Origin of the sequence: Streptomyces sp. KL116D (assembly GCF_030766975.1) — a bacterium.
GTDB lineage: Bacteria > Actinomycetota > Actinomycetes > Streptomycetales > Streptomycetaceae > Streptomyces > Streptomyces longispororuber_A.
This window is the reverse complement of the sequence record NZ_JASERH010000023.1, coordinates 1-22,948: the sequence shown is the minus strand read 5'-3', so window position 1 is coordinate 22,948 and position 22,948 is coordinate 1. Positions and strand designations below refer to the sequence as shown.

Genomic DNA, 22,948 nt, shown 5'->3' with positions numbered 1-22,948 from the left:
GCACGGCACCGGGGCCGGGTGCAGCGCCGGGGCCGGGCGCGGCGCCGGGGGCCGGCTCAGTCCCTGGCCGCCTCGCCCAGTGCCGCGAGGACCGGGCGGATCAGGGGGTGGGACTCCGCGCCGTGGCGGACCGCCGCGAAGACCTTGCGGGTGGGGGCCACGCCGTCGATGGGGCGGACGACCGCGTCGGTGAGGTCCATGCCGTGCAGCGCCGAACGCGGCACGAGGGCCACGCCCGCGCCCGCCGAGGCGAGCGCGACGACCGCGCGGAAGTCGTCCGAGGAGTGCTCGAACTGCGGGGAGAACCCGGCGTGCTCGCAGGCCAGGACGACGACGTCGTGGCAGGGGTTGCCGGGGTAGGGCCCGATCCAGGTGTCCTTCGCCAGCTCGGCGAGCGGCACCCGCTCGGCGTCCGCGAGCCGGTGCGCGCCGGGCAGCACCGCGTCGAACGGCTCCGCGTACAGCGGCACCAGGGTGATCCGGTCGTCGTCGGCCCCGATCGCGCCCCGGTACTCGACGGCGACCGCCACGTCGATCTGCCGGTCGAGCAGCATCGGCAGGCTGGCGTCGCCCTCGGCGTCCCTGACCCGGACCCGGATGCCGGGCGCGGTCCCGGCGAGCCGGGCGAGGGCGGGGCCGACGACCAGGCCGATGCCGGTGGCGAACGAGGCGAGCGTCACGGTGCCCGCCTCGCCCGTGCTGTACGCGGCGAGCTCCGCCTCGGCCTTCTCCAGCTGGGCCAGGACGGCGTTCGTGTGCGTGAGCAGGATCTCGCCGGCGGGCGTGAGCCGCACGCCGCGCGCGCCCCGTTCGACGAGCTTGTGCCCGGTCTCCTGCTCAAGCGCCGTGAGCTGCTGGGAGACGGCGGAGGGGGTCAGATACAGCGCGGCGGCAGCCGCCGTGACCGTACGGTGGTCGGCCACCGCCCGGAGGATGTGCAGTCGCCGCGCTTCGATCATGTCCCCGATTGTCCCAAACCGGTCAGCCGAGCTGCGCGCGGGCCTCGACGAAGGCGTCCACGGCGCGGTTCACGTCCTCCGTGGAGTGCGCGGCGGACAGCTGGACGCGGATCCGGGCCTGGCCCTGCGGCACGACCGGGTACGAGAAGCCGATCACGTACACGCCGCGCTCCAGGAGCAGCTCGGCCATCCGGCCCGCGACGGCCGCGTCGCCGATCATGACGGGCGCGATGGCGTGGTCGCCGGGCAGGACGTCGAAGCCCTCGTCCGTCATCCGGGTGCGGAACAGCTTGGTGTTCGCCGCGAGCTGTTCGCGCAGGTCACCGGCCGACTCCAGCAGGTCGAGGACCTTCAGGGAGGCCGCCGCGATGACCGGGGCGAGGCTGTTGGAGAAGAGGTAGGGGCGGGAGCGCTGGCGCAGCAGGGCGACGATCTCCGCGCGGGCGGCGACGTAGCCGCCGGAGGCGCCGCCGAGGGCCTTGCCGAGGGTGCCGGTGATGATGTCGACGCGGTCCATGACGCCGTGCAGCTCGGGCGTGCCGCGGCCGCCGGGGCCGACGAAGCCGACCGCGTGCGAGTCGTCGACCATGACCATGGCGTCGTAGCGCTCGGCGAGGTCGCAGATGTCGGCGAGCGGGGCGACGTAGCCATCCATGGAGAAGACGCCGTCGGTGACGATCAGCCTGCGCCGGGCGCCCGCTTCGGCCGCGGCCTTGAGCTGGGTCTCCAGGTCGGCCATGTCACGGTTCGCGTAGCGGAAGCGCTGGGCCTTGCTGAGCCGGATGCCGTCGATGATCGAGGCGTGGTTCAGGGCGTCGGAGATCACCGCGTCCTCGGCGCCGAGGAGGGTCTCGAAGACGCCGCCGTTGGCGTCGAAGCAGGAGGAGTAGAGGATCGTGTCCTCCTGGCCGAGGAAGGCGGACAGTCGCGCCTCCAGCTCCTTGTGGACCTCCTGCGTGCCGCAGATGAAGCGGACGGAGGCCATGCCGTAGCCCCAGCGGTCCAGGGCGGCGTGGCCCGCGGCGATCACCTCGGGGTGATCGGCGAGGCCGAGGTAGTTGTTGGCGCAGAAGTTCAGCACCTCGCCGGGGCGGCCGCCCGCGGTCACGCCGACGGTGGCGGACTGCGGGGTTCCGATGACCCGCTCGGGCTTGTGCAGGCCCGCGGCGACGATCTCGTCGAGGGTGGCCTGAAGGTCTTCGCGTACGTTGTCGAACATGCCGTGAGTCCTCAAATCCTGTGTGCGCGGGGGGAGTTCAGGAGGTCCAGTCCAGGATGACCTTGCCGCCGCGGCCGCTCGCCGCGTCGTCGAAGGCCGCCTCGAAGTCCGTGTGGGAGTAGCGGCCGGTGATCACCGGGGCGAGGTCGAGGCCGCCCTCCAGGAGGACGGACATCGCGTACCAGGTCTCGAACATCTCGCGGCCGTAGATGCCCTTGATGGTGATCATCGAGGTGACGATGCGGGCCCAGTCGACGGCGAACTCCTGCGCCGGCAGGCCGAGCATGGCGATCTTGCCGCCGTGGGTCATGTTGGCGAGCATGTCGCGCATCGCGACGGGGTTGCCGGACATCTCCAGGCCGATGTCGAAGCCCTCGCGCAGGCCGAGCTCGCGCTGGCCGTCGGCGATGGTGGACTCCGCCACGTTCAGGGCGAGGCTCACGCCGATCTTGCGGGCGAGCTCCAGGCGCTCCTCGCTGACGTCGGTGACCACGACGTTGCGGGCGCCGGCGTGCCGGGCGACGGCGGCGGCCATCAGGCCGATCGGCCCGGCCCCCGTGATCAGCACGTCCTCGCCGACGAGCGGGAACGACAGGGCGGTGTGCACGGCGTTGCCGAACGGGTCGAAGATCGCGGCGACGTCGAGGTCGACGGGGACCCGGTGCACCCACACGTTGGACGCGGGCAGCGCCACGTACTCGGCGAACGCGCCGTCGCGGCCGACGCCGAGGCCGACCGTGGCCCGGCACAGGTGACGGCGTCCGGCGAGACAGTTGCGGCACTTGCCGCAGACCAGGTGGCCCTCGCCGCTGACGGTGTCGCCCACCGCGATGTCCTGCACGTCGCGGCCGGTGGCGACGACCTCGCCGACGAACTCGTGGCCGACGACGAGCGGCGCGGAGATCGTGGACTGGGCCCAGCCGTCCCAGCTGCGGATGTGCAGGTCGGTGCCGCAGATACCGGTCCGCAGCACCTTGATCAGGACGTCACCGGGGCCGACGGCCGGCTCGGGGACGTCCGTCAGCCACAGTCCCGGTTCGGCCTTCTCCTTGACCAGCGCCTTCAACGGATCGGCTCCTGTCGTCGCGCACGCGGGCAGCACGCAGCGGCCCGCATACGGGGAAGAGTGGGTGGGGCGGCGGTCAGGAGGCCGCCACCCCGGACTCTTCCGTACGACGGCGCCCCTGGTCCATCGAGGATTTCTTAAGCGCCGCCGCAGCTTTTCTGCACGCCTATGCCAGGCGGGTCTGCCCGCGCTCGAAGTAGGCGATCAGCTCCGGATCGAGGTCGGGGACCTCGCGCGGCGTGCCGCCGTCCCGCAGGGACTCGGTGGCGCGCACGCCCGCCGCGACGGCCATCCGCGCGGCGACCGGCGAGGTGTCGGTGGTGCCGCCCGCGCGGGCGAACCGGACGAACTCGTCGACCAGGAGCGGGTCGGCCCCGCCGTGCCCGGCGTTGTCCTCGACGTCCGGCACCGGGTACTCGGCGTCGGCCTCGCCCCGGTAGGTGGACCGCCGGGAGTTCCACACCTTGACCACTCCGCCGGGGCCGTCGCCGAAGTTCTCCAGGCGGCCCGCGTCGCCGATGACGGTGTAGTTGCGCCAGTAGTCGGGGGTGAAGTGGCACTGCTGGTAGGCGGCCAGCACCCCGTTGTCCAGCCGCATGTTGACCATCGAGACGTCCTCGACGTCGATGACGGGGTTCAGTCCGCGCTGGGTGTGCGGCGGCCAGTGGCCGTCCCGGGTGTACCAGTCGTCGGTCTTGGGTTCGCCGGGAGCGCGGCGGTGCGGGTTGTCGCCGTAGACCATCAGGTCGCCGAGCGCCTGCACCTGCCGGGTGTACCCGTTCGCCAGCCAGTGCAGGACGTCGATGTCGTGGGCGGCCTTCTGCAGCAACAGGCCGGTGGTGTACTGCCGTTCGGCGTGCCAGTCCTTGAAGTACCAGTCGCCGCCGTAGCCCACGAAGTGCCGGACCCAGACCGTCTTGACCTCGCCGATCTCGCCGCGCGCGATGATGTCGCGCATCAGCCGGACGACCGGCATGTGCCGCATGTTGTGGCCGACGTACAGCCGGGTGCCGGTCTCGTAGGCGGTGCGCAGGAGGGCGTCGCAGCGGTCGATCGACACGTCGAGGGGCTTCTCGACGAAGACCGGCTTGCCCGCCTTGAGCGCCTCGCAGGCGACGTCGGCGTGCGTGTGGTCGGGAGTGAGGACGACGATCGCGTCGACGTCCGGGTCGCCGACGACCTTCTTGTGGTCACTGGATATCAGCGCGCCGGGGAACGCCAGGGCCGCCTCCGTGCGGGCCGCCGCGTCGTGGTCGGCGAGGGCGGTGACCCGGGATCCGGCGCCCGGCCGGTGGGCGGTGCGGGCGATCGAACCGCGCAGTCCGTAGCCGAGGACGCCGAGACGGAGGTCGGGCCCACCCGAGGGACCGGAGGAATCCGGGGAACCGGTGGGGCCGGACGGGGCGTCGGTCATGGCGTAACCGCCTTTCCTGTACGTGGTGTTGGTGCGGCGCACGCATGCATGGAAGCACGGGGACGCCGCGGGCCCGCCGACCGGCCCGCGGCGCCGTTGTCCGGTGATCCGGCTACGGGTGCACGAGGACCTGCGAGAGTCCGACGCGCCCGGTGCCGGTCAGCCGGACGCGCACGTAGCGGGCCTGCGTGTCGGTGTCGAGGACGGTGGGGCGCAGCGCCTTGCCGTCGACGTGGACGGTGGTGGCGTCGGTGAAGGCGGCGTCCTCGGCGAACTGCACGTCGAAGGCGCCGGTCGTCATACTGGCGTCGTTCCAGATCTCGACCTGGCCGACGTGCCGCGCGGAGCCGAGGTCGACCTGCCACCAGGCGCCGGCCTCGGCGAGGGTGCGGCTGTCGGTGGAGGTGTCGCCGTCGACGACGCGGGCCGCGGTCGCGGCGCCGTCGGTCGACGACTGGGCGGCGGTGCCGGTGCGGGCCAGGTCGGGGCGGAGCTGTTCGACCCGGCCGCGGCCCTGCGCGCCGGCCCGCTCGGCGACCGCGATCGCCTCGGCGGGCAGCCGGTCGAGCCCGGTGTGGTTGTCGCTCATGGTGGAGCCGGTGCCCGCGAGGGCGGGGGCGTCGGTGTCGACCCAGTTGCCGGTGGCGTGGTTGTCGATGCCGTAGTCCGCCCAGTTGGAGACCCACTTGTAGCCGATGCGGGTGATCACGTTCCCGGTGACGGCGATGTGGCTGGACTGTTCGTCGAGGTAGATGCCGTTGCCGTCGCGCTCGGTGTTGCCGTACGCGCTGCGGTTGATGTAGTTGCCGGAGACGACGGTGCCGGGCTGGGCGCCCTGGGTGTAGATGGCGCCGCCGTCGTGCTGCTCGTGCTCGACGCGCATGACGTCGGTGATCCGGTTGTTCGTGATGCGATTGTCGCGCAGCACGGACTTCTGGGCCTCGGGCTGGTTCCAGCCCCAGCCGACGGAGATCGCGGAGTAGGGCAGGTCCTGGAGCGTGTTGTGGTCGATGACGGTCCCGGCCTCGTAGCCGGCCCAGATGCCGACGGCGTCCGTGTACTCCACTCCGGTGGCGCGGACGGTGTTGTACGACACCGTGTTGCGGGCTCCCACGAGGTCGGCGGCCGGCTGGGGTTCGGTGTCGCCGATGTACGCGGCGCCGGACGACAGGTCGGTGAACCGGGAACGGGTCAGGGTGGAGTCCTGGGTGCCCTGCTCGAACACGGCGCCCGCGCCGCCGAGGTGGGTGAACGCGACGTGGTCGACGACCACGTGGCGGCCGCCGCGGACGGTGAGGGCGGCGGCGGGCTTGGTGTAGTAGCGGCCCGCGTGGTCCACCGGACCGGTGGCTCCGGTCAGGGTGAGACCGGCCTGCATGCCGGCGTAGCCCTCGTCGGTGGACGGCTGGCGGTAGGCGGCATAGGCGAAGCGGAGGCCGGTGACGCGGACGTCGTGGGCGCCGTCGACGACGAGGAGGTTCTCGGTGACGGGCGTGACGGCGCGGAAGCGGCGCGGGTCCTCGCCCTTGCGCGGCAGGTAGGTGACGGTGCGCGCGGTGGAGTTCCAGACGAACTCGCCCGGCTGATCGAGCAGTTCGGGCGCGTTCTCGAAGAAGGCGACCTTGGCGTAGCGGGCCGAGTCGACGGTGGTCGAGTCCCAGGCGGGCCCGGTGCGGTCCGTGCCGGACGCGGAGTTGGTCCAGCAGGGCTGGGCGAACGTCATGACGTCGCCGGTGACGGAGGCGATCCGGCAGTGGTAGTTGCGCCAGCGGACGCTGATGACGGCTTCGGCGTCGGTGGGCCGGGCCCACCGGGCGATGCCGGTCTTCTCGGCGCCGGTCATGCCGGTCTTGGTGGCGTCGCAGACGGCGGCGGCGCAGGACGCGCCGCGGGCCCGGACCGCGCGCCTGCCGTCGACGAACAGCTGGCGCGGGGTGACGCCCTCGGGTGCCTTCGCCGTCCAGGTGCCGTCGGTGTTCGCGGTCCAGCCGGTGACGGCGCGGCCGCCTGACAGGACGGGTTCGGCGCCGGGCGCGGCGGCCCAGGTGACGCCGGAGTCGTCCGGCCCGAGCTTCAGCGGTCGGGTCAACTCATAGGTGCCGTCGGCGAGTTCGACGCGGACGGCCCGGTCACCGGCGACCCGGCGGGAGGCGTCGCGGGCGCCCTCCACGGAGCACGGGTGCCCCACGGTGCAGTCGGTTCCCGAGCCGTGGGGTGCCGCGCGCAGCACCTTGGGGGCGGGCGCCGCCTGGGCGGCGGGCAGCGGGGCGAGGGCGACCGCCGCGGCGGCGGCCACGGCCGCGATGCCGGTCGTGACGACGCGCAGGGGCTTCTTCATCACGCCACCGTCCAGTCGGGGTGTCCGGGCATCGGGGGGTTCGTGGCCCCGAAGAGCCAGTCCCGCAGGAACGCGTCGACCGACCGGTCGCCCGTCATGTCCACGGCGTGCCGGATGAAGTCCTCGCTGGTGACGGTGCGGTCCTTGAACCGGCGGGTCCACTGCCGCATGAGATGGTCGAACTTCTGCTGCCCGACCTGGAGTCGCAGCGCGTACAGGACGAGCGCGCCACCGTCGTAGATGTTGGTGCCGCCGAGCGCCTTGGGGAGTCCTGGCGGTCCGTCGGCGGCGCGGACCGCGTCCAGCTTCCCGTACGCCGTCCGCATCTTGTCGACCATCTTCGACCAGCCGCGTTCCTCGCTGTAGAGGGCGGCGTAGTACACGGCGGGCCCCTCGTTCAGCCACGCCTGCTGCCAGTCGTGCGGGGTGACGGAGTCGCCGAACCACTGGTGGGTGAGCTCGTGCACCATCGTGTTCTCGTACGTGGGGTTGCCGTCGGCGTTGGGCTTGAACCAGTTGGTGCCCATCAGGGTGAGTGTCGAGTTCTCCAGGGCGTCGGTGTACCCGTCGTAGATGTGCAGGCCGTACACGGAGAACGGGTACGCGCCGAACTTCGCCTCCAGCCAGGCGAGATGGTCCGGGGTGCGGGCGACGATCGGCCCGTACGTGTCCTCCTGGCCCTGCGGGACGACGTGCCGCAGCGGCAGGCCCTTGTGCGAAGTGCCGTACAGGTAGGTGCCCTTGACGACGGCGATGCCGAGCAGTTCGGTGGGCATCCGCTCGCGCAGCGCGAAGTGCCAGACGGCCGAGCCGTCGGCGCGCTTGTCCTTGCCGGTCAACTCGCCGTTGGCGGCGGCGACGTAGCCCTCGGGCGCGGAGATGTGGAAGGTCCAGGTGGCCTTGTCGGACGGGGTGTCGTTGCAGGGCAGGAAGGTGTCGGCGCGCGAGGACTGCACGGCCGACGCGAAACCGCCGTCGCTGCCGAACTTCCAGCCGGTCAGGCCGACGCGGGGCGCCTTGCCGTTGCCGCGGTAGGCGACGGCGACCTGGAACGGGGCGCCCTTGTGCAGGGGCGTCGCCGGGGTGACGGTCAGTTCCTGGCCCGACTTGCCGACGGACAGCGCGAAGGCCGCGGCGCGGCCGTTCACGGTGACGGTGTCGATGGTATGGCCGTCGGTGTCCAGGTTGAACGACGACAGGTCCTGGGTGGCCTTGGCGGAGAGGACGACCCGGGCCGTGAAGTCGTAGGTGACGGGCGTGAAGTCGAAGGTGAGGTCGTAGTGGACGACCTGGTAGCCGCCGTTGCCGAGGGTCGGGAAGAGCGGGTCGCCGACGCCGTCGGAGCCGGGTTCCGGGTCGAAGCCGTGGGCGTACGCCGGGATGGCGAGCGTCGGGACGGTGAGCGCGGCGACTCCCGCGCCCCGCAGGATCGTGCGTCTGCTGGTGGTCACTTCTTCCCCTTCTCGGCGGCCTGCTGCTGGGAGGCCTGCTCGAACTCGGACCGGCACTTGTCGCCGCCGGCGTTGCGCCACTTCTTGACCAGGGCGTCGTAGGAGGACATCGGCTTGCGGCCGGTGACGATGTCCTTGATTCCGTCGCTGTGGATGGTGTTGAGGCTGCCGGCCCCCTTGGAGTCCCAGGTCGGTGAGGAGTACGTCAGCGTGGGCTCGTCGATCAGCAGGGGGATGAGCGTGGTGTAGGCCTCGTGCACGTAGCGCGTCGCGTCAGCGCTGGTGGCGCTGAAGAAGGCCGGGGTCGCTGAACCCAGGAACGACCACGGCACCGTGGTGTCCTGCGTGCCCTGCTTGGTGAGGACGGGCGTGCCGTCCTTGTCGCGCTCGTGGTCGACACCCTCGACGCCGTACTTGATGAGGGTGTACTCCACCGATCCGAAGGGCGACGCGGCGAAGTCTGCGAGCCGCAGGATCTCCTTCACCCGGTCGTCGCTCGCCTTCTTGACGAAGCAGTTGGAGAGCGCCGTGTTGTTGGTCCAGGCGACCGCGTCCTTGCCGACCGGCACCATGGGGCGCACGTCGAAGGACTTGTCGATGGCGGCCATCGCGTCGACGTATCCGGTGGCGGGGGCCAGGTAGGCGGGCATGCCGTCGTAGACGTAGGCGCCCTTGCCGTTCTTGAACAGGTCGGTGTACTGGGCCTTCTGGGCGCCGGACATCTGGACCGTGCCCGGGTAGTAGCAGCCCGCCTCGTAGAGCTTCGCCGCGATCTCGACCGCGTGCCGGTACTTGTCGTCCTCCAGCTGGTAGGTCCACGTGCCGGTCCTGGCGTCGTGCTTCCAGGAGGACTGTGCGCCCGCCGACTGGGCGAGGAGCGTGGTGGCCCCGCTGATGAAGAAGTACTGCTTCTTCTTCGGGTTCGTCAGTTCCTTCGCGAGCTCGACGAGGCGGTCGGTGCTGTCGATCTGGTCGAGGCTGGACACGCCCGCCTGCTCGAAGAGGTCGGCCCGGTAGAAGCCGGCCCCCGCGCTGCCGTTGCGGGCCAGCGGAATCCCGTACAGCTTCCCGCCGTAGATGGCGCCCTGCCAGGCGTACTGCGGGATGGCCGCCAGGTTCGGGTAGTCCTTGACCTTGCTTCCGGACAGGTACGGGCCGAGGTCCACGCAGGTGGCCTGCAGGAAGCCCGCCTTGTTGTCGACGCCACCGGTCTCCGGGTACATGAAGACGTCGGGCAGCTGGTCGCCCGCGACCATCGTGGAGAACTTCGCCGGGTAGTCGTCGGCGGGCACCGCCGTGAAGTCGACCTGGGTGCCGAGCAGCTTCTCGATCTCCCGCAACGCCGCGTTCCTGCCGCGCTCGGGCGGCAGCGGCGCGAAGGTCTCGGTGACGGCGGTGATCTTCTTCGCGCCCTTGAGCGGGGTGCCCTTGGTGGCGCGGACCGGGTTCGCCGGGTACTTCAGGAACGCGCTGGGGACACCGGCCGCCGTACCGGGCAGATCGGCCTTGATGCCGATGTTGCGCACGGTCGTGGTCGGCAGCAGCTTGGCGCTCTTCGCCTCGGCCTTCGCGGCGGTGCCCCCGTCGCCGCACGACGCGAGCAGGGGTGCCGCGACGACGCCGAGGCCGGCGCCCGCACCCCGGCGGAGCAGGGTGCGGCGGTTGATGTACGTGGTGCCGGACATAGCGGAGCTCCTCAACACGGTGGAACAGACAGGAAGTTGGGGGGTGGGGTGGGATCAGCCCTTGACGGCGCCGGTGAGCACGCCCTTGGTGAAGTACCGCTGGAGGAAGGGGTAGACGAGCAGGATCGGGACCACCGCGATCACCAGGACCGCCATCTGCACGGCCTGCTGCGGAGCGACCGCCTCCCCGGCGGCGCCGGAGTCGAGGGCCTGCCCCTGGAGGATGAACGTGCGCAGCACCATCGGCAGCGGCCACTTGTCGTTGTCGCCGAGGTACAGCAGCGCGTTGAAGTAGGCGTTCCAGTACGCGACGGCGTAGAAGAGTCCGACGACGGCGACGACCGCCTTCGACAGCGGCAGCACCACCTGGATCAGGGTGCGGAAGTCGCCCGCGCCGTCCACCTTCGCGGCGTCGTACAGCTCCTCGGGCAGGTTCATGAAGAAGGCCCGCATGACGACGAGGTTGAAGGCGCTGACCATGGTGGGCAGGACGAGCGCGGCGAAGGTGTTGTAGAGCCCGAGCTCCTTCACCAGCAGGAAGTTGGGGATGACGCCCGCGTTGAACAGCATCGTGAACAGGGCCGTCATGAGGATGAAGCGGCCGCCGACGACGCCGCGCCGGGACAGCCCGTACGCCATGCCGATGGTGGCGAGCAGGCTGCACGCGGTGCCGGCGACGGTGACGCCGACGCTCACGAACAGGGCGCGGGTGACGCGGCCGCCGGTGAACGCGGTGCGGTAGGCGTCGAGGTTCGGGTGGTCGGGCCACAGGACGAGGCCGTTGGACCTGATGATGTCGCTCTGCGACGCGAAGCTCGTGCCGATCACGCCGAGCAGCGGGTACGCGACCAGGCCGACGACCAGGACGAGGGCGAGGCCCTTCAGGAAGAGGCCGAGCCGGGTGGGTTTCTCCATCCACGGGGGCCGGGCGCCGGACGGGCGCAGTTCCCCGGCCGCGGGGGCCGCGGGTGTGCGGCGGCGCGTCTTCACAGCGGTCGTCTCAACGGTCAGCACCGCGGTACACCCCTTCATGACCGAGCCGGTGGGCGAACTTGTTGGCGCCGATGACGAGGACGGTGCCGATGACGGCCTTGACCAGGCCGACGGCGGCCGCGGTGCCCCACTGGTTGTCCCGGATGCCGTGGAAGTAGACGTAGGTGTCCAGGACCTCGCCGCTGCCGGGGCCGACCGCGTCGCGCTGGAGCAGGATCTGCTCGAAGCCGACGGTGAGGATGTTGCCGAGGTTCAGGATGAGCAGCAGCACCAGGACCGGTGACAGGCCGGGCAGGGTGACGTGCCAGAAGCGGCGCCAGCGGGCCGCGCCGTCCATGGCCGCCGCCTCGTACAGGCCGCGGTCGATGGAGAGCAGCGCGGCGAGGACGATGATGGTGCCCCAGCCGGCGTCCTTCCACATCACCTGCAGCGCGAGCAGCAGTGGGAACGCGTCGGGGTCGGTCATCATGTCGTAGCGCGGCAGGCCGAGCGATTCGAGCAGGTCGGGGACGACGCCGGCGCCGCCCAGGATCTGCTGGAAGATCGAGACGATGATGACCCAGCCGATGAAGTGCGGGAGATAGACGACGCTCTGCACGAAGCGGCGCACCTTGTCGCTGACGATGCTGTTGAGCAGCAGCGCGAGCCCGATCGGGACCGGGAAGAACAGCACCAGCTGGACGAGGGCGATGGTGAGCGTGTTGCCGGTCGCCGACCAGAAGTCGGGGTCGGCGAAGGCGTTGCTGAAGTTGGTGAAGCCGTTCCAGGCACTGTGCAGATAGCCCAGGTAGGGCTGGTAGTCCTGGAAGGCGACCATGTAGCCGAGCAGCGGTACGTAGTGGAAGACCACGAAGTACAGGAAGCCTGGCAGGCAGAGCAGCAGCATCACCTTGTCGCGTTGGAGGCGCTGCCGGAGGGTCTTGCGGGTGACGAGGGGTGGAGCGGGAGCAGTCATGGAGCGGTCCTGTTCGGCCGGGTGACGCAATAACTGCGCTGCTGCGGCGGCAAGTTAGTAAGCGTTTAACCCTGTCGTCAATAGATCGGGGCAACACCTGCGTTAACTACCGCTCTCACGTGGGCACATTCAGCGGGTCATTCACGGCGATTCCCGACAGTTCTCCCACTCGATGGACTGGGTGACCTTGACGGTCATGCATCGGGCTCCCTAGTTTTCGGTAACGCCATAGAACACGTTTACTGTCCGGAGGCAGGGTGCGTACCACTGACGAGGCGCCGGTCGAGGCCATGGCCGCCGACGCCACACCGCCCCCGCGGCGGCCCCGTACGGTTCTCGCGATGGACTCCGCGGTCGTCGACGACGTCTTCCCGCCGGCGGTACGGGCCCGCCTGGAGGAGACCGCGGACATCCGGCCGCCCGGCGTGGTGCGGGAGTTCGGCTCCCCCGCGGCGCGCGCCGCACTCGCCGAGGCCGAGGTGCTGCTCACCGGCTGGGGGTGCCCGCCCCTGGACACCGCGGTCCTCGACCGGGCGCCGCGGCTGCGCGCGGTGATCCATGCGGCCGGCACCGTGAAGACGTTCCTGAGCAGGGAGGCGTACGCGCGCGGCATCAGCGTCTCCTCGGCCGCGGCGGCCAACGCGGTCCCGGTCGCCGAGTTCACCCTCGCCGCGATCATCCTGGGCGCCAAGCGGGCCTTCCCGCTCGCCCACCTCTTCCGCACCCGCCGCACCCACCGCACCGACGCCGACCTGGACCGCCAGCACTGGCTCGGCACCCGCGGCCTCACCGTCGGCGTCGTCGGCGCCTCCCGGACCGGGCGGCGCGTGATCCAGCTGCTGCGCTCGATCGACGCCGAGGTGCTGCTCTACGACCCCTACGTCGGCGACGCCGAGGGGGAACTGCTCGGCGTCGTCCGCACCGACCTCGACACCCTGGTCGCCACCAGCGACGTGGTGACCCTGCACGCCCCCGACACCGCCGAGACCCGGCACCAGCTGGACGCGCGGCGCCTCGGTCTGATGCGGCCGGGCGCGCTCCTGGTGAACACCGCGCGCGGCCCGCTCGTCGACACGGCCGCGCTCACGGAGCACCTGGTCAGCGGGCGGCTCGACGCCGTGCTCGACGTGACCGACCCGGAGCCGCTGCCCGCCGGGCACCCGCTGTGGGACCTGCCCAACGTGTTCATCACGCCGCACATGGCGGGCGCCCAGGGCAACGAGGTGGGCCGGCTCGGCGCCCTCGCCGTCGACGAGCTGGCCCGGTACGCGCGCGGGGTGCCGCTCAACCACCCGGTGCTCCTGGCGGACCTGGAGCGGATCGCGTGACCGGGCCCGCGCCGCACGCCATAGGCTCTGGGCACGGCGGACGACCACCGGCCGCACGACACGACCATCAGGACGACGATCAGGGGGTGGACCGGATGTCCCGGCAGAGTTCCACGGGACCCGGCACGAACGCGCCGGGCGGCGGACAGCGCCGCGCGACCGTCGTGGACGTGGCCCGGCGCGCCGGAGTCTCCACGGCGACCGTGTCCCGCGTGATGAACCGCAACTACCCGGTCGCCGCCGCCACGCGCGAACGCGTCGAGGAGGCGATGCGCGCCCTCGGGTACGTGGTCAACGCCCACGCCCGCGCCCTCGCCGGCGTCTCCGGCCGCACCGTCGGCATCATCGTCAGCGAGCTGATCGACCCGTTCTACGCGTACATCGCGCGCGGCGTCGAGCGCGAGGCGACCGACGGCGACCGGCTCTGCCTGGTCTGCTGCACCCAGGGCGACCCGCAGCGCGAGCTGGCCTTCATCGAGCTGATGCACGAGCGGCGCGCGGACGCCGTGGTGCTCGTCGGCGGCAGCGTCGAGGACCGTGCCTACAAGGCCGAACTGGCGCGGCGTGCCCATGAGTTGGCCGCGGGCGGCTCCAAGCTGGTGCTGTGCGGGCGCCCCTCGCTCGGCGACGGCGTGCCCACGGTCGGCGTCGAGTACGACAACGAGGGCGGCGCCTTCGCGATCACCGACCACCTGATCACGCAGGGCCACCGGCGGATCCTGTACCTGGGCGGGCCGCCCGCGCTGTCGACGGCGCGGGACCGGCTGGCCGGGCACCGGCGGGCCCTGGAGCTGCGGGGCATCGAGCGCGATCCCGCGCTGGAGCAGCCCGGCGCGTTCGGCCGGGCCTTCGGCTATCGGCGGATGGCCGAACTGCTGCGGGACGGGCCGGAGTTCACCGCCGTCTTCGCGGCCAACGACATCGTGGCGGCGGGCGCGGCGCAGGCGCTGGAGGAGGCGGGTGTGCGCGTCCCGCAGGACATGTCGCTGGTCGGCTACGACGACATCCCGGTGGCGCAGGAGCTGCGGCCGCGCCTGACGACCGTCCGCATCCCGCTGGAGGAGATGGGCCGACAGGCGGTGCGGGTGGCGCTCAACGGCGGCGACGAGGACGACTGGCGGGCCCCGACGACGGGCACGCTGCGGCTCGGCACGCACATCGTCGTCCGCGACTCGGTGGCGCCGCCGCGCGGCGGGCGGGGGCTCCAGGACCGGTCCTGAGCAGCCGCACCCAGGCCCTGCGTGCTCGATTCTGCTCGTTTCGAGGCTTGTCCGAGTAGTAACGGACAGAAACTCGCCGGACCCCCTTGCGGGCGGATAGCAAACGCTTACATGCTGGCGCGCAGCCTCACGCTCACCCCGCCCCTCACTCCGACGTTCTTCGTCCCCTGGGAGTCCTGGATGCGCCCTGCTCACACGCCTCGCCCCGGTACCACCAACTCCCCCGGCCCCGGCCGTCGTTCGCTGCTCGCAGGGCTCGCGGGAGCCGGCGCCGTCGCCGCCCTCGGCGCCCCCGCGGCCCGCGCCGCCGACGCCGACGTCCGGAGCGCCGACGCCCGGGCCACCGGGACCGTCCAGCTGACGGCCCGCCCGTCCGGCGAGTCCGAGCGTCTCCGGCTCGGACAGGCGCTGCGCGGCTCCGAGTTCCAGCCGACGGGCCACCACGTGGCGGCGGGCACCCCTCTCCGCCTCGACGTCCTGCCGTACGACGACGTGCTGCCCACCCTGTGGATCGGCCGGTGGGACTACTACGGCACGGTCACCGAGCCGCGCAGTTACCCCCTCAAGCCGGGCGCCAACACGGTGACCGACCCGCACGGCGGCCCCGTGTACTTCTCCCTCGAAGGAGCGGGCGAGCGGGCCGCGGTGAAGCTCAAGGGCGGCTCCGTGCCGATGCCCGTCTTCACGCTCGGCCGCACCGAAGAGGCCGACTACCAGAGGCAGTTGGACACCTACACCGATGTCCCGGTCGTCGAGCTGCACGGTCCGCGCTCCATCGTGACCCTCACCCGCGACGGCGCACTGCTGTACCGGGACGAGGACCACGCGGCGCTGCTCCGGCTGCTGGAGCGGATCATCGACGCGGAGTCGGACATCAGCGGCCTCGACTCGTCCCGTCCTGTGCACCGGCCCAAGGCGGGCGGCTATCACTTCACCGAGGTGTCGGTGGTGCCGTCCGGCGTCGGCGCCTACGCCACGCACGGCTACAACGGCTTCCCGCGCGCCTATCTGGACCGCGCCACCACGGTGCAGGGCCTCACCACCCGCGGCTGGGGGCTCTACCACGAACTCGGCCACCTCCATCAGCAGATGGCCTACAAGCCGGGCGGTCTGACCGAGGTCACCGTGAACATCTACTCGCTGGCCGTGCAGCGCGCCCTCGGCCAGCCGTCGAACCTGCTGACCGTCGACCCGAAGACCGGCCTGACCTACTTCCAGTCGGCCCGCGCCAAGTTCGGCACGGCCGGACTCGCCTACGAGAAGTCCTTCTCCGCGTACGAGAAACTCGTCCCGCTGCGGCAGCTGGAGCTCGCGTTCGGCGACGACTTCTGGCCCCGGCTGCACAAGCTGGTACGCGAGGAGAACCCGCAGTCCGACTACACGGAGACCGCGAAGCGCTACCGGGCCCTCGCCACCTACGCGAGCCGCACCGCGGGCCGCGACCTGACGGAGTTCTTCCTCACCACGTGGGCCTTCCCCATCGACGCGCAAGGCCGCGCCGAACTGGCCGCCCTGAACCTGCCGCAGCCGTCCGTCGACCCGGCCACGCTCGCCGACTGACCCGGAGGGAGACCACCGATCATGGACCTGAGCAGACGCAGGACCCTGACGCTCGCCGGGGCCGCCGCCACCGCGCTGACCGTCCCCCTCGCCCTTCCGCTCGCACCGGGCGCCGCCGCTGCCACGGCCGCCGCGACGAGCACCACAACGAGCACGGCCGCGGCCGACGATCCGTACGAGACGCTGCTGGCGCGCGCCGAACAGCAGCTCACCGGCGGCGCCTTCGACCCGGCCGACCCCGACTTCGCAGGCGCGCTCGACGCCCTCGACACCCAGGCCGCCGACTGGTGGGGCCGGCTCGACGCGTCGGCGGGACGCACGGCGCTGTGGGCCGACCTCTCGCCGGCCTCCGACCCCGGCATGTTCGGCCAGAGCTATCAGCGGCTGCGGACCGTCGCCACGGCCTGGGCCACGCCCGGCACCTCCCTCACGGGCGACGCCGAGGTGCTCGCCGGACTGCTCGACGCGCTCCGCTACCTGAACGCCGTCGGCTACGCCCCGGCCCGGTCCGAGACGGGCAACTGGTGGTTCTGGGAGATCGGCTCGCCGCGCGCCCTCATGGACACGTGCGTGCTGCTGCGCGACCGGCTGCCGGCGGCCGACCTGGACGCCTACCTGAAGACCGTCGCCCGGTTCGTGCCGAACCCCGACCGGCGGACCAACTCCCCCTCCCTCGCCGAGACCGGCGCCAACCGGGCCGACAAGGCCGTCATCGTCGCCCTGCGCGGGCTGCTCGGCCAGGATCCGGCGGCGCTCGCACTGGCCCGCGACGGACTGTCGGACGTCCGCGACAGCGGCAGGAACAGCCTCTTCCGGTACGTCACTTCGGGTGACGGCTTCTACCCCGACGGCTCCTTCGTCCAGCACGACTCCGTCGCGTACACCGGCACGTACGGCAGCGTGCTGCTCGGTGGCGCGGGCCAGCTGATCGCGCTGCTCGCCGGGTCCGCGTGGGCCGTGACCGATCCGGCCGTCGGCGTCCTGCACGACGCGGTGGACCGGACCTTCGCACCGGTCCTCTTCGACGGCCTGATGATGGACGCGGTGCGCGGACGCGCGATCTCCCGGGAGCGGGCCCGCGACCACACCGACGGCGCCGTCGCCGTCTCCTACGTCCTCCAACTCGCCGACGGCGCACCTCAGTCGTACGCGGACCGCTGGCGGGCGGCCGCGAAGGGCTGGATCCTGCGGAACACGGAGACGCCGTACGCCACGCTGGTCGGCATCCCCGCCCTGGCCCGCGCCAAGGCCCTGCTCGACGACCCGGCGGTGCCCCCCGCGCAGCGGCTCACCGGTCACTTCGTCTTCGCCGACATGGACCGGGTGGTGCACCGGCGGCCCGGCTGGGCGTGCGCCCTGTCGCTGTCGTCGAAGCGGATCGCCGCCTACGAGGCGGGCAACGGCGAGAACCTGCACGGCTGGTACACCGGCGACGGCATGACCTATCTGTACGACGGCGACGACCTCGACGCGTTCGGCGACGGCTTCTGGCCGACCGTCGATCCCCACCGGCTGCCGGGCACGACCGTGGACACCCGCCCCCGCACGGACCTCGGCACCGGCGGCGGTACCGGCACCTTCCGGCCGAAGAACGCGGTCGCGGGCGGCGCCGTCCTCGACGGCCGGTACGGCGCCGCCGCGATGGAACTGATCGCCGACGGGTCGACCCTGCGCGCCAGGAAGGCGTGGTTCTTCGTGGACAACGCGGTCGTCGCCCTGGGCAGCGGCATCACGGCGAGCGACGGCCGCACGATCGAGACGGTCGTGGAGAACCGCAACCTGCACGCCGGCGGAACGCAGCGGCTCACCGTCGACGGACACCGGCAGCCCGGCGCCCAAGGCTGGTCGGCGCGGCTCACCGACGCGCGCTGGGCCCACCTGGAAGGCACCGGCGGATACGTCTTCCCGTCCGGCGGTCCCCTGCGCGCGCTGCGCGAGGAACGCACGGGCGCCTGGCGCGACCTCAACACCGGCGCGGACACGGGCGGCAGCACCACACCGCTCACCCGCCGCTACGCCACCCTCTGGTTCGACCACGGCACCTCCCCCGCGGACGCCTCCTACGCCTACGTCCTCCTGCCGGGGGCGACGGCCGCGGCCACCGCCGCCTGGTCCCGGTCCCGGCCGGTACGGGTGCTCGGCAACGACGCCGGCGTCCAGGCCGTCGCCTCGCCCCGGCTCGGACTGCTCGCCGCGCACTTCTGGGCGGCGGGCACGGTCGAGGGCCTGGGCTGCGACGGCCCGGGCACCGTGCTGGTGCGCCGCCGCGACGACGGCGTCTCCGTCGCCGTCGCGGACCCCGGCCGCACCGCCACCACCCTCACCGTCGAACTGCCCTTCCCCGTACGGCGGGTGGTCAGGGCCGACGACACGGTCACGGTCACCCCGGGCCGACGCCCCGTGCTCACCGTCCACGTGGGCGGCTCGCGCGGCCACACCCACACCGCCGACCTGATCTGATCCCGCCCCGACCGAGGAGCCAGCGAACCACCATGCCCGCCCCGTACTTCCCCCAGCCGCCCACCGACCGTGTCCGCTCCCCGCTGACGGGCTGGACCCGGGCGCACTGGGAGGCCCTGGCCGACCGGCAGCTGGACGCGCTGCTGCCGTACGCGACACCGGGATTCGCCCAGTACCGGCTGCCGGGGCGGGCCAGCTGGTCCGGGGTCGTCTCGGACGGGCTCGAAGGGTTCGCTCGGACATTTCTGCTGGCCTCCTTCCGGATCGCGGGCGCGGGCGGCCGGGACGAGCCGGGCTCGTCCGCGATCTCCCACCTGATCGAAAGGTATACGCAGGGTCTGACAACGGGCACGGACCGTGACAGCGGCGAGGCCTGGCCCGAACTCACCGACTGCTCCCAGCAGATGGTGGAGGCGGCCTCCGTCGCGATCGGTCTGCACGAGACCCGTCCCTGGATCTGGGACCGGCTGGACGCCCGGGTCCAGGAGCGGGTCGTCGACTGGTTCTCCGGCTTCGTCGGGGGCCGGACCTGGGACAACAACTGGCGCCTCTTCCAGGTCGTCTCCGAGCAGTTCCTGGCCTCGGTCGGCGCGCCGTACAGCCAGAGCGACATCGACGGCGGCCTCGACCGGATCGACGACTGGTACGTCGGCGACGGCTGGTACACCGACGGCGACGGCCGCAACTTCGACTACTACATCGGCTGGGCCCTGCACCTGTACCCGCTCCTGTGGGCCCGCATGACCGGTCCGGACGGCGACGGCGGGCGCGCGAAGGTCTACCGCGAGCGGCTGGGCCGGTTCCTGGAGACGTACCCGCGGTTCTTCGGCGGCGACGGCGCGCCCGTGCACCAGGGCCGGTCGCTCACCTACCGGTTCGCCGCGACCGCGCCGGTGTGGATGGGCGCGCTGGCCGACTGCACGCCGCTCGACCCCGGACTGACCCGGCGGCTGGCGTCCGGCGCGGCCCGGCACTTCGTGGAGCGGGGCGTGCCGGACGAGCGGGGGCTGCTGCCGCTGGGCTGGTACGACACGTTCCTGCCCGCGACCCAGCCGTACTCGGGGCCCGCCTCACCGTACTGGGCGAGCAAGGGCTTCCTCGGGCTGCTGCTGCCCGCCGACCACCCGGTGTGGACCGCGCGTGAACTCCCGCTGCCCGTCGAGGAGTCGGACCAGGCCGGCCAGTACACGGCGCTGCCCGCGCCCGGCTGGCTGCTGCACGGCACCCCGCACGACGGCATCGTCCGGCTGATCAACCACGGCAGCGACCACAACGCCCTGGAGGGCCCGGCCGCCGACGATCCGCACTACGCCAAGCTCGCCTACTCCACGGCGACCGCACCGGAGTCCGCGCCGCACGCCTGGGCCAGGACCGTCGACAACCACATCGCCCTGCTCGCCGCCGACGGCACCCCGTCGCGGCGCCGCCGCATCCATCCGCTCACCTGCGAGGGACGGCGCGCCTCGTCCCGCCACGACGCCCGGCTGCCGGGCGGCGACGAAGAGTTCCCGATCGAGTCGACGAGCGTGCTGCACGGCCCCTGGGAGCTGCGCGTGCACCGGGTGCAGGCGCCGGCGGGCGTCACCGTGCGCGAGGGCGGGCACCCCGTCGCCGACAGCACCCGACCGCACGCCGCGCAGGGGCCCGGGTGGGCGCTGACCCGCACGGAGTCGGGGCTGACGAGCGCGGTGGTCGCCCTGTACGGCTGGGACGCGGACACGGGCGTCGCCCGCGAGGTCGAGGCCAACGCCCACGGGCCGCACTCCGCGACCCCCTACCTGCGTGCGCAGCACCACCCCGGCGGTGCGAGCGTCCACGTCGCGCTCGTGGCGCTGACCCGCGACGTGGTGCATCCCGAGGCGCTCCGCGAGTCGATCGCCTGCACGGTGGACGACGACGGGCAGGTGCGGATCACGTTCCCCGACGGGGAGACCGTCACCGTGTAGCCCGGCCGCGGCCTCATCCCAGCAGGTCGCCCCGCCCCCGGACCGTGTCCATCAGCTCCGCGGCCATCGCCTTGATGACCGCGAGCCCGGCACGCCCCCACGGGCGGGGTTCGGTGGCCACGACGCACACGGTGCCGAGCGCGAGCCCCGTACGGTCGTCGATCAGGGGTGCGCCCAGGTAGGAGCGGATGCCGATCTCGTCGACCACGGGGTTGCCCGCGAAGCGCGGGTAGTCGCAGACGTCTTCGAGGACGAGCGCCTTGCGCCGCACGATCACATGGGGGCAGTACCCGTGGTCGCGTGCCATGTAGCGGCTCGCCGAGCCGCCGGCCGCCTCGGCGGCCACCGCGCTCAGTTCACCGCCGCGGTGGTCGCCGTCCGGAGTGTGCAGCCCGGCGAAGAACTGCCGGTTGTCGTCGATGAAGTTGACCATGGCGTACGGAGCTCCGGTGACGTCCGCGAGCCGGTCGGCGAACAGGTCGAAGACCGGTTCGGGACGCTGTCCGAGGTCGAGCCGGCGCAGCCGCCGCGCCCGGTCGGGGCCCTCCCTGTCGACCGGGGTGAGCAGCAGACGCCCGGCCGCGTCGTACGTCATGTGTGGGCTCCGAAGCCGGTGGCCGCCGGCGCGGAGTGCGCCAGCAGGTGCCGGACCAGGGTGAGCAGCGTCTGGATGCCGGAGCTGGAGATGCGCGCGTCGCAGCGCACCACGGGCACCTCGGGGTCGAGGTCGATGGCGGCGCGCACCTCCTCGGGTTCGTAGCGGTACGCACCGTCGAACTCGTTGACCGCGACGATGAAGCCCATGCCGCGCTCCTCGAAGAAGTCGACGGCGGCGAAGCAGTCCTCCAGACGGCGGGTGTCGGCGAGGATCACCGCTCCGAGGGCGCCCTCGGAGAGTTCGTCCCACATGAACCAGAAGCGCTCCTGTCCTGGGGTGCCGAACAGGTAGAGCACGTGCGCGGGGTCGAGGGTGATCCGCCCGAAGTCCATCGCGACGGTCGTCTCGACCTTGTTCTCGATGCCGTCGAGGTCGTCCGTGTCGGCGCTGACCGTGGTGAGCAGCTCTTCCGTGCTGAGCGGAGCGATCTCGCTGACCGCCCCGACGAAGGTCGTCTTGCCGACCCCGAACCCACCCGCGACCAAGATCTTCAGTGCGGTGGGGAAGGGATCAGAGCTGTCGTCGTAGTCCATCGAGCACTGCCTCCAGTAGGGACCGGTCAGTGGGGTTGTCGTGGAACGTGGGGGGCTTGGTGGTGATCGCCCCGCAGTCGACGAGGTCGGACAGCAGGACCTTGGTGACGGCCGCGGGGAGTCTGAGGTGGCCGGCGATCTCCGCGACCGACGTGGGGTGCGCACAGAGTTCGAGCGCCTGGCCGTGCTCGGGTCCCAGGTAGCCGAGGGGGGTCGCCCCGGTGGCCATGACCAGGGACAGCAGGTCCATCGACGTGCTGGGCCGGGTGCGTCCGTTGCTGATCGTGTACGGGCGCACGAGCCGGCCTGCGGCGCCGTCGAGCCACGGCCCGTCCTGCGGGGCCGCCACCCTCAATTCCTCATCGCCGTGGGTTCGGCCGAGGGCTGCCGGGGCGCGGTCACCAGGTACGGCCGCACGCTCTTGACGAGCATGGCCATCTCGTAGCCGAGGACGGCGGCGTCGGCCTCCCGCCCGGCCAGCACCGCCAGGCAGGTCCCGGAGCCCGCGGTCGACACGAACAGCAGGGTCGAGTCGAGTTCCACCACCACCTGCCGGACGTCACCGCCGTCACCGAACCGGACCCCGGCGCTGCGGCCGAGCGAGTAGAGGCCGGAGGCGAGGGCCGCCATGTGGTCGGCGCTGTCGGCGTCGAGTCCGTGCACGGACTTGACGAGGCCGTCGGAGGAGAGGAGCACGGCGCTGTTGGTGTGGGGAACGCGCTGGACGAGGCCGCTCATCAGCCAGTCGAGATCGGACACATGACCCGTCGGCACATCGCTCGCCATGGGGGATCGACTCCTTGGTGGACTGCTCGGTGTGGTGCTGGTCGGGGGGAAGGACGGAGGCGGGGCGCGGCCCGCCGGGTATCTCCTCGCACGGCGGAGCCGCGCCCGCGCCCTCGGGGGTCACTCGGCGCTCCCGCCCGTGTCCCGGGGCCGGGTGGGGGGTTCGCGCGGGTCGGCCGCCTCGGCGAGCGTGATGCCGCGCTGGAAGGCGGCCATCAGGCCGGGGTCGTGGCCGACCGGCGGCTCGTCGTCCTGGCGCTGGGTGGGGCCGCCGCGCAGTTGCGGTGCGAGGTGTTCCTGCGCCCTGCGCCGGGGCAGTTGGGGGCGGCCCATGGTGCCGCGCACCGCGCCGTTGAGCGGGGTCGGCGGGGTGGCGG

General features: G+C 72.2%; 18 protein-coding genes and 1 pseudogene. 5 read left to right on the top strand and 14 right to left on the bottom strand.

Annotated elements, in window-relative coordinates; all coding sequences use genetic code 11:
• Nucleotides 1-56: 56 nt before the first annotated feature.
• The 9 genes from RBJ77_RS07110 to RBJ77_RS07070 all read right to left on the bottom strand — a co-directional run bounded on the left by RBJ77_RS07110 (nt 57) and on the right by RBJ77_RS07070 (nt 12,011).
• On the bottom strand, nt 57-959 hold the full coding sequence (locus tag RBJ77_RS07110; protein ID WP_372344156.1) for a LysR family transcriptional regulator: 903 nt from the start codon (nt 957-959) through the stop codon (nt 57-59).
• A gap of 22 nt (nt 960-981) precedes the next feature.
• Nucleotides 982-2,178: a glycine C-acetyltransferase gene (locus RBJ77_RS07105; protein ID WP_372344155.1), complete on the bottom strand. Its 1,197-nt coding sequence runs from the start codon at nt 2,176-2,178 to the stop codon at nt 982-984.
• Nucleotides 2,179-2,215: 37 nt separating this feature from the next.
• The gene (gene tdh, locus RBJ77_RS07100) at nt 2,216-3,244 is read right to left on the bottom strand and encodes an L-threonine 3-dehydrogenase (protein ID WP_372344154.1); all 1,029 of its coding nucleotides are present in this window, start codon (nt 3,242-3,244) and stop codon (nt 2,216-2,218) included.
• A gap of 166 nt (nt 3,245-3,410) precedes the next feature.
• Nucleotides 3,411-4,658 carry a Gfo/Idh/MocA family protein gene (locus RBJ77_RS07095; RefSeq protein WP_372344153.1) on the bottom strand — a complete coding sequence of 416 codons (1,248 nt, stop codon included), beginning with the start codon at nt 4,656-4,658 and terminating at the stop codon, nt 3,411-3,413.
• A 112-nt stretch (nt 4,659-4,770) separates the two neighbouring features.
• Entirely contained in the window at nt 4,771-6,996 is a 2,226-nt protein-coding gene (locus RBJ77_RS07090) for a discoidin domain-containing protein (protein ID WP_372344152.1), read from the bottom strand.
• The gene (locus RBJ77_RS07085; protein ID WP_372344151.1) at nt 6,996-8,447 is read right to left on the bottom strand and encodes a M1 family metallopeptidase; all 1,452 of its coding nucleotides are present in this window, start codon (nt 8,445-8,447) and stop codon (nt 6,996-6,998) included. Before RBJ77_RS07085 ends, RBJ77_RS07090 begins: the two co-directional genes overlap by 1 nt.
• On the bottom strand, nt 8,444-10,132 hold the full coding sequence (locus tag RBJ77_RS07080) for a hypothetical protein (RefSeq protein WP_372344150.1): 1,689 nt from the start codon (nt 10,130-10,132) through the stop codon (nt 8,444-8,446). The genes RBJ77_RS07085 and RBJ77_RS07080 overlap by 4 nt, the downstream gene beginning before the upstream one ends.
• 54 nt (nt 10,133-10,186) lie before the next feature.
• Nucleotides 10,187-11,047, bottom strand: coding sequence for a carbohydrate ABC transporter permease (locus RBJ77_RS07075; protein ID WP_372344204.1), 861 nt, complete (start codon nt 11,045-11,047; stop codon nt 10,187-10,189).
• Between the two features lie 85 nt (nt 11,048-11,132).
• A complete protein-coding gene (locus RBJ77_RS07070) occupies nt 11,133-12,011 on the bottom strand; it encodes an ABC transporter permease (protein ID WP_372344203.1) in 879 nt (292 codons plus the stop codon).
• 326 nt (nt 12,012-12,337) lie between these two features.
• Between RBJ77_RS07070 and RBJ77_RS07065 the strand changes: the two genes are divergently transcribed.
• The 5 genes from RBJ77_RS07065 to RBJ77_RS07045 all read left to right on the top strand — a co-directional run bounded on the left by RBJ77_RS07065 (nt 12,338) and on the right by RBJ77_RS07045 (nt 20,594).
• Nucleotides 12,338-13,408, top strand: a complete 1,071-nt coding sequence (locus tag RBJ77_RS07065) for a hydroxyacid dehydrogenase (protein ID WP_372344149.1) — start codon at nt 12,338-12,340, stop codon at nt 13,406-13,408.
• A gap of 95 nt (nt 13,409-13,503) precedes the next feature.
• Nucleotides 13,504-14,628: a LacI family DNA-binding transcriptional regulator gene (locus RBJ77_RS07060; protein ID WP_372344148.1), complete on the top strand. Its 1,125-nt coding sequence runs from the start codon at nt 13,504-13,506 to the stop codon at nt 14,626-14,628.
• Between the two features lie 111 nt (nt 14,629-14,739).
• A complete protein-coding gene (locus RBJ77_RS07055) occupies nt 14,740-16,188 on the top strand; it encodes a M60 family metallopeptidase (protein ID WP_372344147.1) in 1,449 nt (482 codons plus the stop codon).
• 21 nt (nt 16,189-16,209) lie between these two features.
• Entirely contained in the window at nt 16,210-18,648 is a 2,439-nt protein-coding gene (locus RBJ77_RS07050; protein ID WP_372344146.1) for a polysaccharide lyase 8 family protein, read from the top strand.
• A gap of 32 nt (nt 18,649-18,680) precedes the next feature.
• Nucleotides 18,681-20,594, top strand: coding sequence for a DUF2264 domain-containing protein (locus RBJ77_RS07045; protein WP_372344145.1), 1,914 nt, complete (start codon nt 18,681-18,683; stop codon nt 20,592-20,594).
• A gap of 13 nt (nt 20,595-20,607) precedes the next feature.
• On the opposite strand, the gene RBJ77_RS07040 is transcribed toward RBJ77_RS07045, so the two are convergent.
• The 5 genes and pseudogenes from RBJ77_RS07040 to RBJ77_RS07020 all read right to left on the bottom strand — a co-directional run.
• Nucleotides 20,608-21,189 carry a GAF domain-containing protein gene (locus RBJ77_RS07040; protein WP_372344144.1) on the bottom strand — a complete coding sequence of 194 codons (582 nt, stop codon included), beginning with the start codon at nt 21,187-21,189 and terminating at the stop codon, nt 20,608-20,610.
• A complete protein-coding gene (locus RBJ77_RS07035; RefSeq protein ID WP_255967374.1) occupies nt 21,186-21,785 on the bottom strand; it encodes an ATP/GTP-binding protein in 600 nt (199 codons plus the stop codon). The genes RBJ77_RS07040 and RBJ77_RS07035 overlap by 4 nt, the downstream gene beginning before the upstream one ends.
• Nucleotides 21,763-22,134 carry a DUF742 domain-containing protein gene (locus RBJ77_RS07030; RefSeq protein WP_372344143.1) on the bottom strand — a complete coding sequence of 124 codons (372 nt, stop codon included), beginning with the start codon at nt 22,132-22,134 and terminating at the stop codon, nt 21,763-21,765. Before RBJ77_RS07030 ends, RBJ77_RS07035 begins: the two co-directional genes overlap by 23 nt.
• A 2-nt stretch (nt 22,135-22,136) precedes the next feature.
• Nucleotides 22,137-22,571 (bottom strand): roadblock/LC7 domain-containing protein, encoded by a 435-nt coding sequence (locus RBJ77_RS07025; RefSeq protein ID WP_255967378.1) that lies wholly within the window; start codon nt 22,569-22,571, stop codon nt 22,137-22,139.
• A 120-nt stretch (nt 22,572-22,691) separates the two neighbouring features.
• Nucleotides 22,692-22,948: pseudogene (locus tag RBJ77_RS07020) on the bottom strand (ATP-binding protein); the annotation flags it as partial.

What these genes read in the sequence shown, in the direction of transcription:
- RBJ77_RS07045 (WP_372344145.1), top strand. Translation starts at nt 18,681, where the DNA reads ATGCCCGCCCCGTACTTCCCCCAGCCGCCCACCGACCGTGTCCGCTCC.
- RBJ77_RS07070 (WP_372344203.1), bottom strand. Translation starts at nt 12,011, where the DNA reads ATGCTGCTGCTCTGCCTGCCAGGCTTCCTGTACTTCGTGGTCTTCCAC.
- RBJ77_RS07110 (WP_372344156.1), bottom strand. Translation starts at nt 959, where the DNA reads ATGATCGAAGCGCGGCGACTGCACATCCTCCGGGCGGTGGCCGACCAC.
- RBJ77_RS07080 (WP_372344150.1), bottom strand. Translation starts at nt 10,132, where the DNA reads ATGTCCGGCACCACGTACATCAACCGCCGCACCCTGCTCCGCCGGGGT.
- RBJ77_RS07035 (WP_255967374.1), bottom strand. Translation starts at nt 21,785, where the DNA reads ATGGACTACGACGACAGCTCTGATCCCTTCCCCACCGCACTGAAGATC.
- RBJ77_RS07050 (WP_372344146.1), top strand. Translation starts at nt 16,210, where the DNA reads ATGGACCTGAGCAGACGCAGGACCCTGACGCTCGCCGGGGCCGCCGCC.
- RBJ77_RS07090 (WP_372344152.1), bottom strand. Translation starts at nt 6,996, where the DNA reads ATGAAGAAGCCCCTGCGCGTCGTCACGACCGGCATCGCGGCCGTGGCC.
- RBJ77_RS07095 (WP_372344153.1), bottom strand. Translation starts at nt 4,658, where the DNA reads ATGACCGACGCCCCGTCCGGCCCCACCGGTTCCCCGGATTCCTCCGGT.
- RBJ77_RS07075 (WP_372344204.1), bottom strand. Translation starts at nt 11,047, where the DNA reads ATGGAGAAACCCACCCGGCTCGGCCTCTTCCTGAAGGGCCTCGCCCTC.
- RBJ77_RS07055 (WP_372344147.1), top strand. Translation starts at nt 14,740, where the DNA reads ATGCTGGCGCGCAGCCTCACGCTCACCCCGCCCCTCACTCCGACGTTC.
- RBJ77_RS07105 (WP_372344155.1), bottom strand. Translation starts at nt 2,178, where the DNA reads ATGTTCGACAACGTACGCGAAGACCTTCAGGCCACCCTCGACGAGATC.
- RBJ77_RS07060 (WP_372344148.1), top strand. Translation starts at nt 13,504, where the DNA reads ATGTCCCGGCAGAGTTCCACGGGACCCGGCACGAACGCGCCGGGCGGC.
- RBJ77_RS07025 (WP_255967378.1), bottom strand. Translation starts at nt 22,571, where the DNA reads ATGGCGAGCGATGTGCCGACGGGTCATGTGTCCGATCTCGACTGGCTG.
- RBJ77_RS07040 (WP_372344144.1), bottom strand. Translation starts at nt 21,189, where the DNA reads ATGACGTACGACGCGGCCGGGCGTCTGCTGCTCACCCCGGTCGACAGG.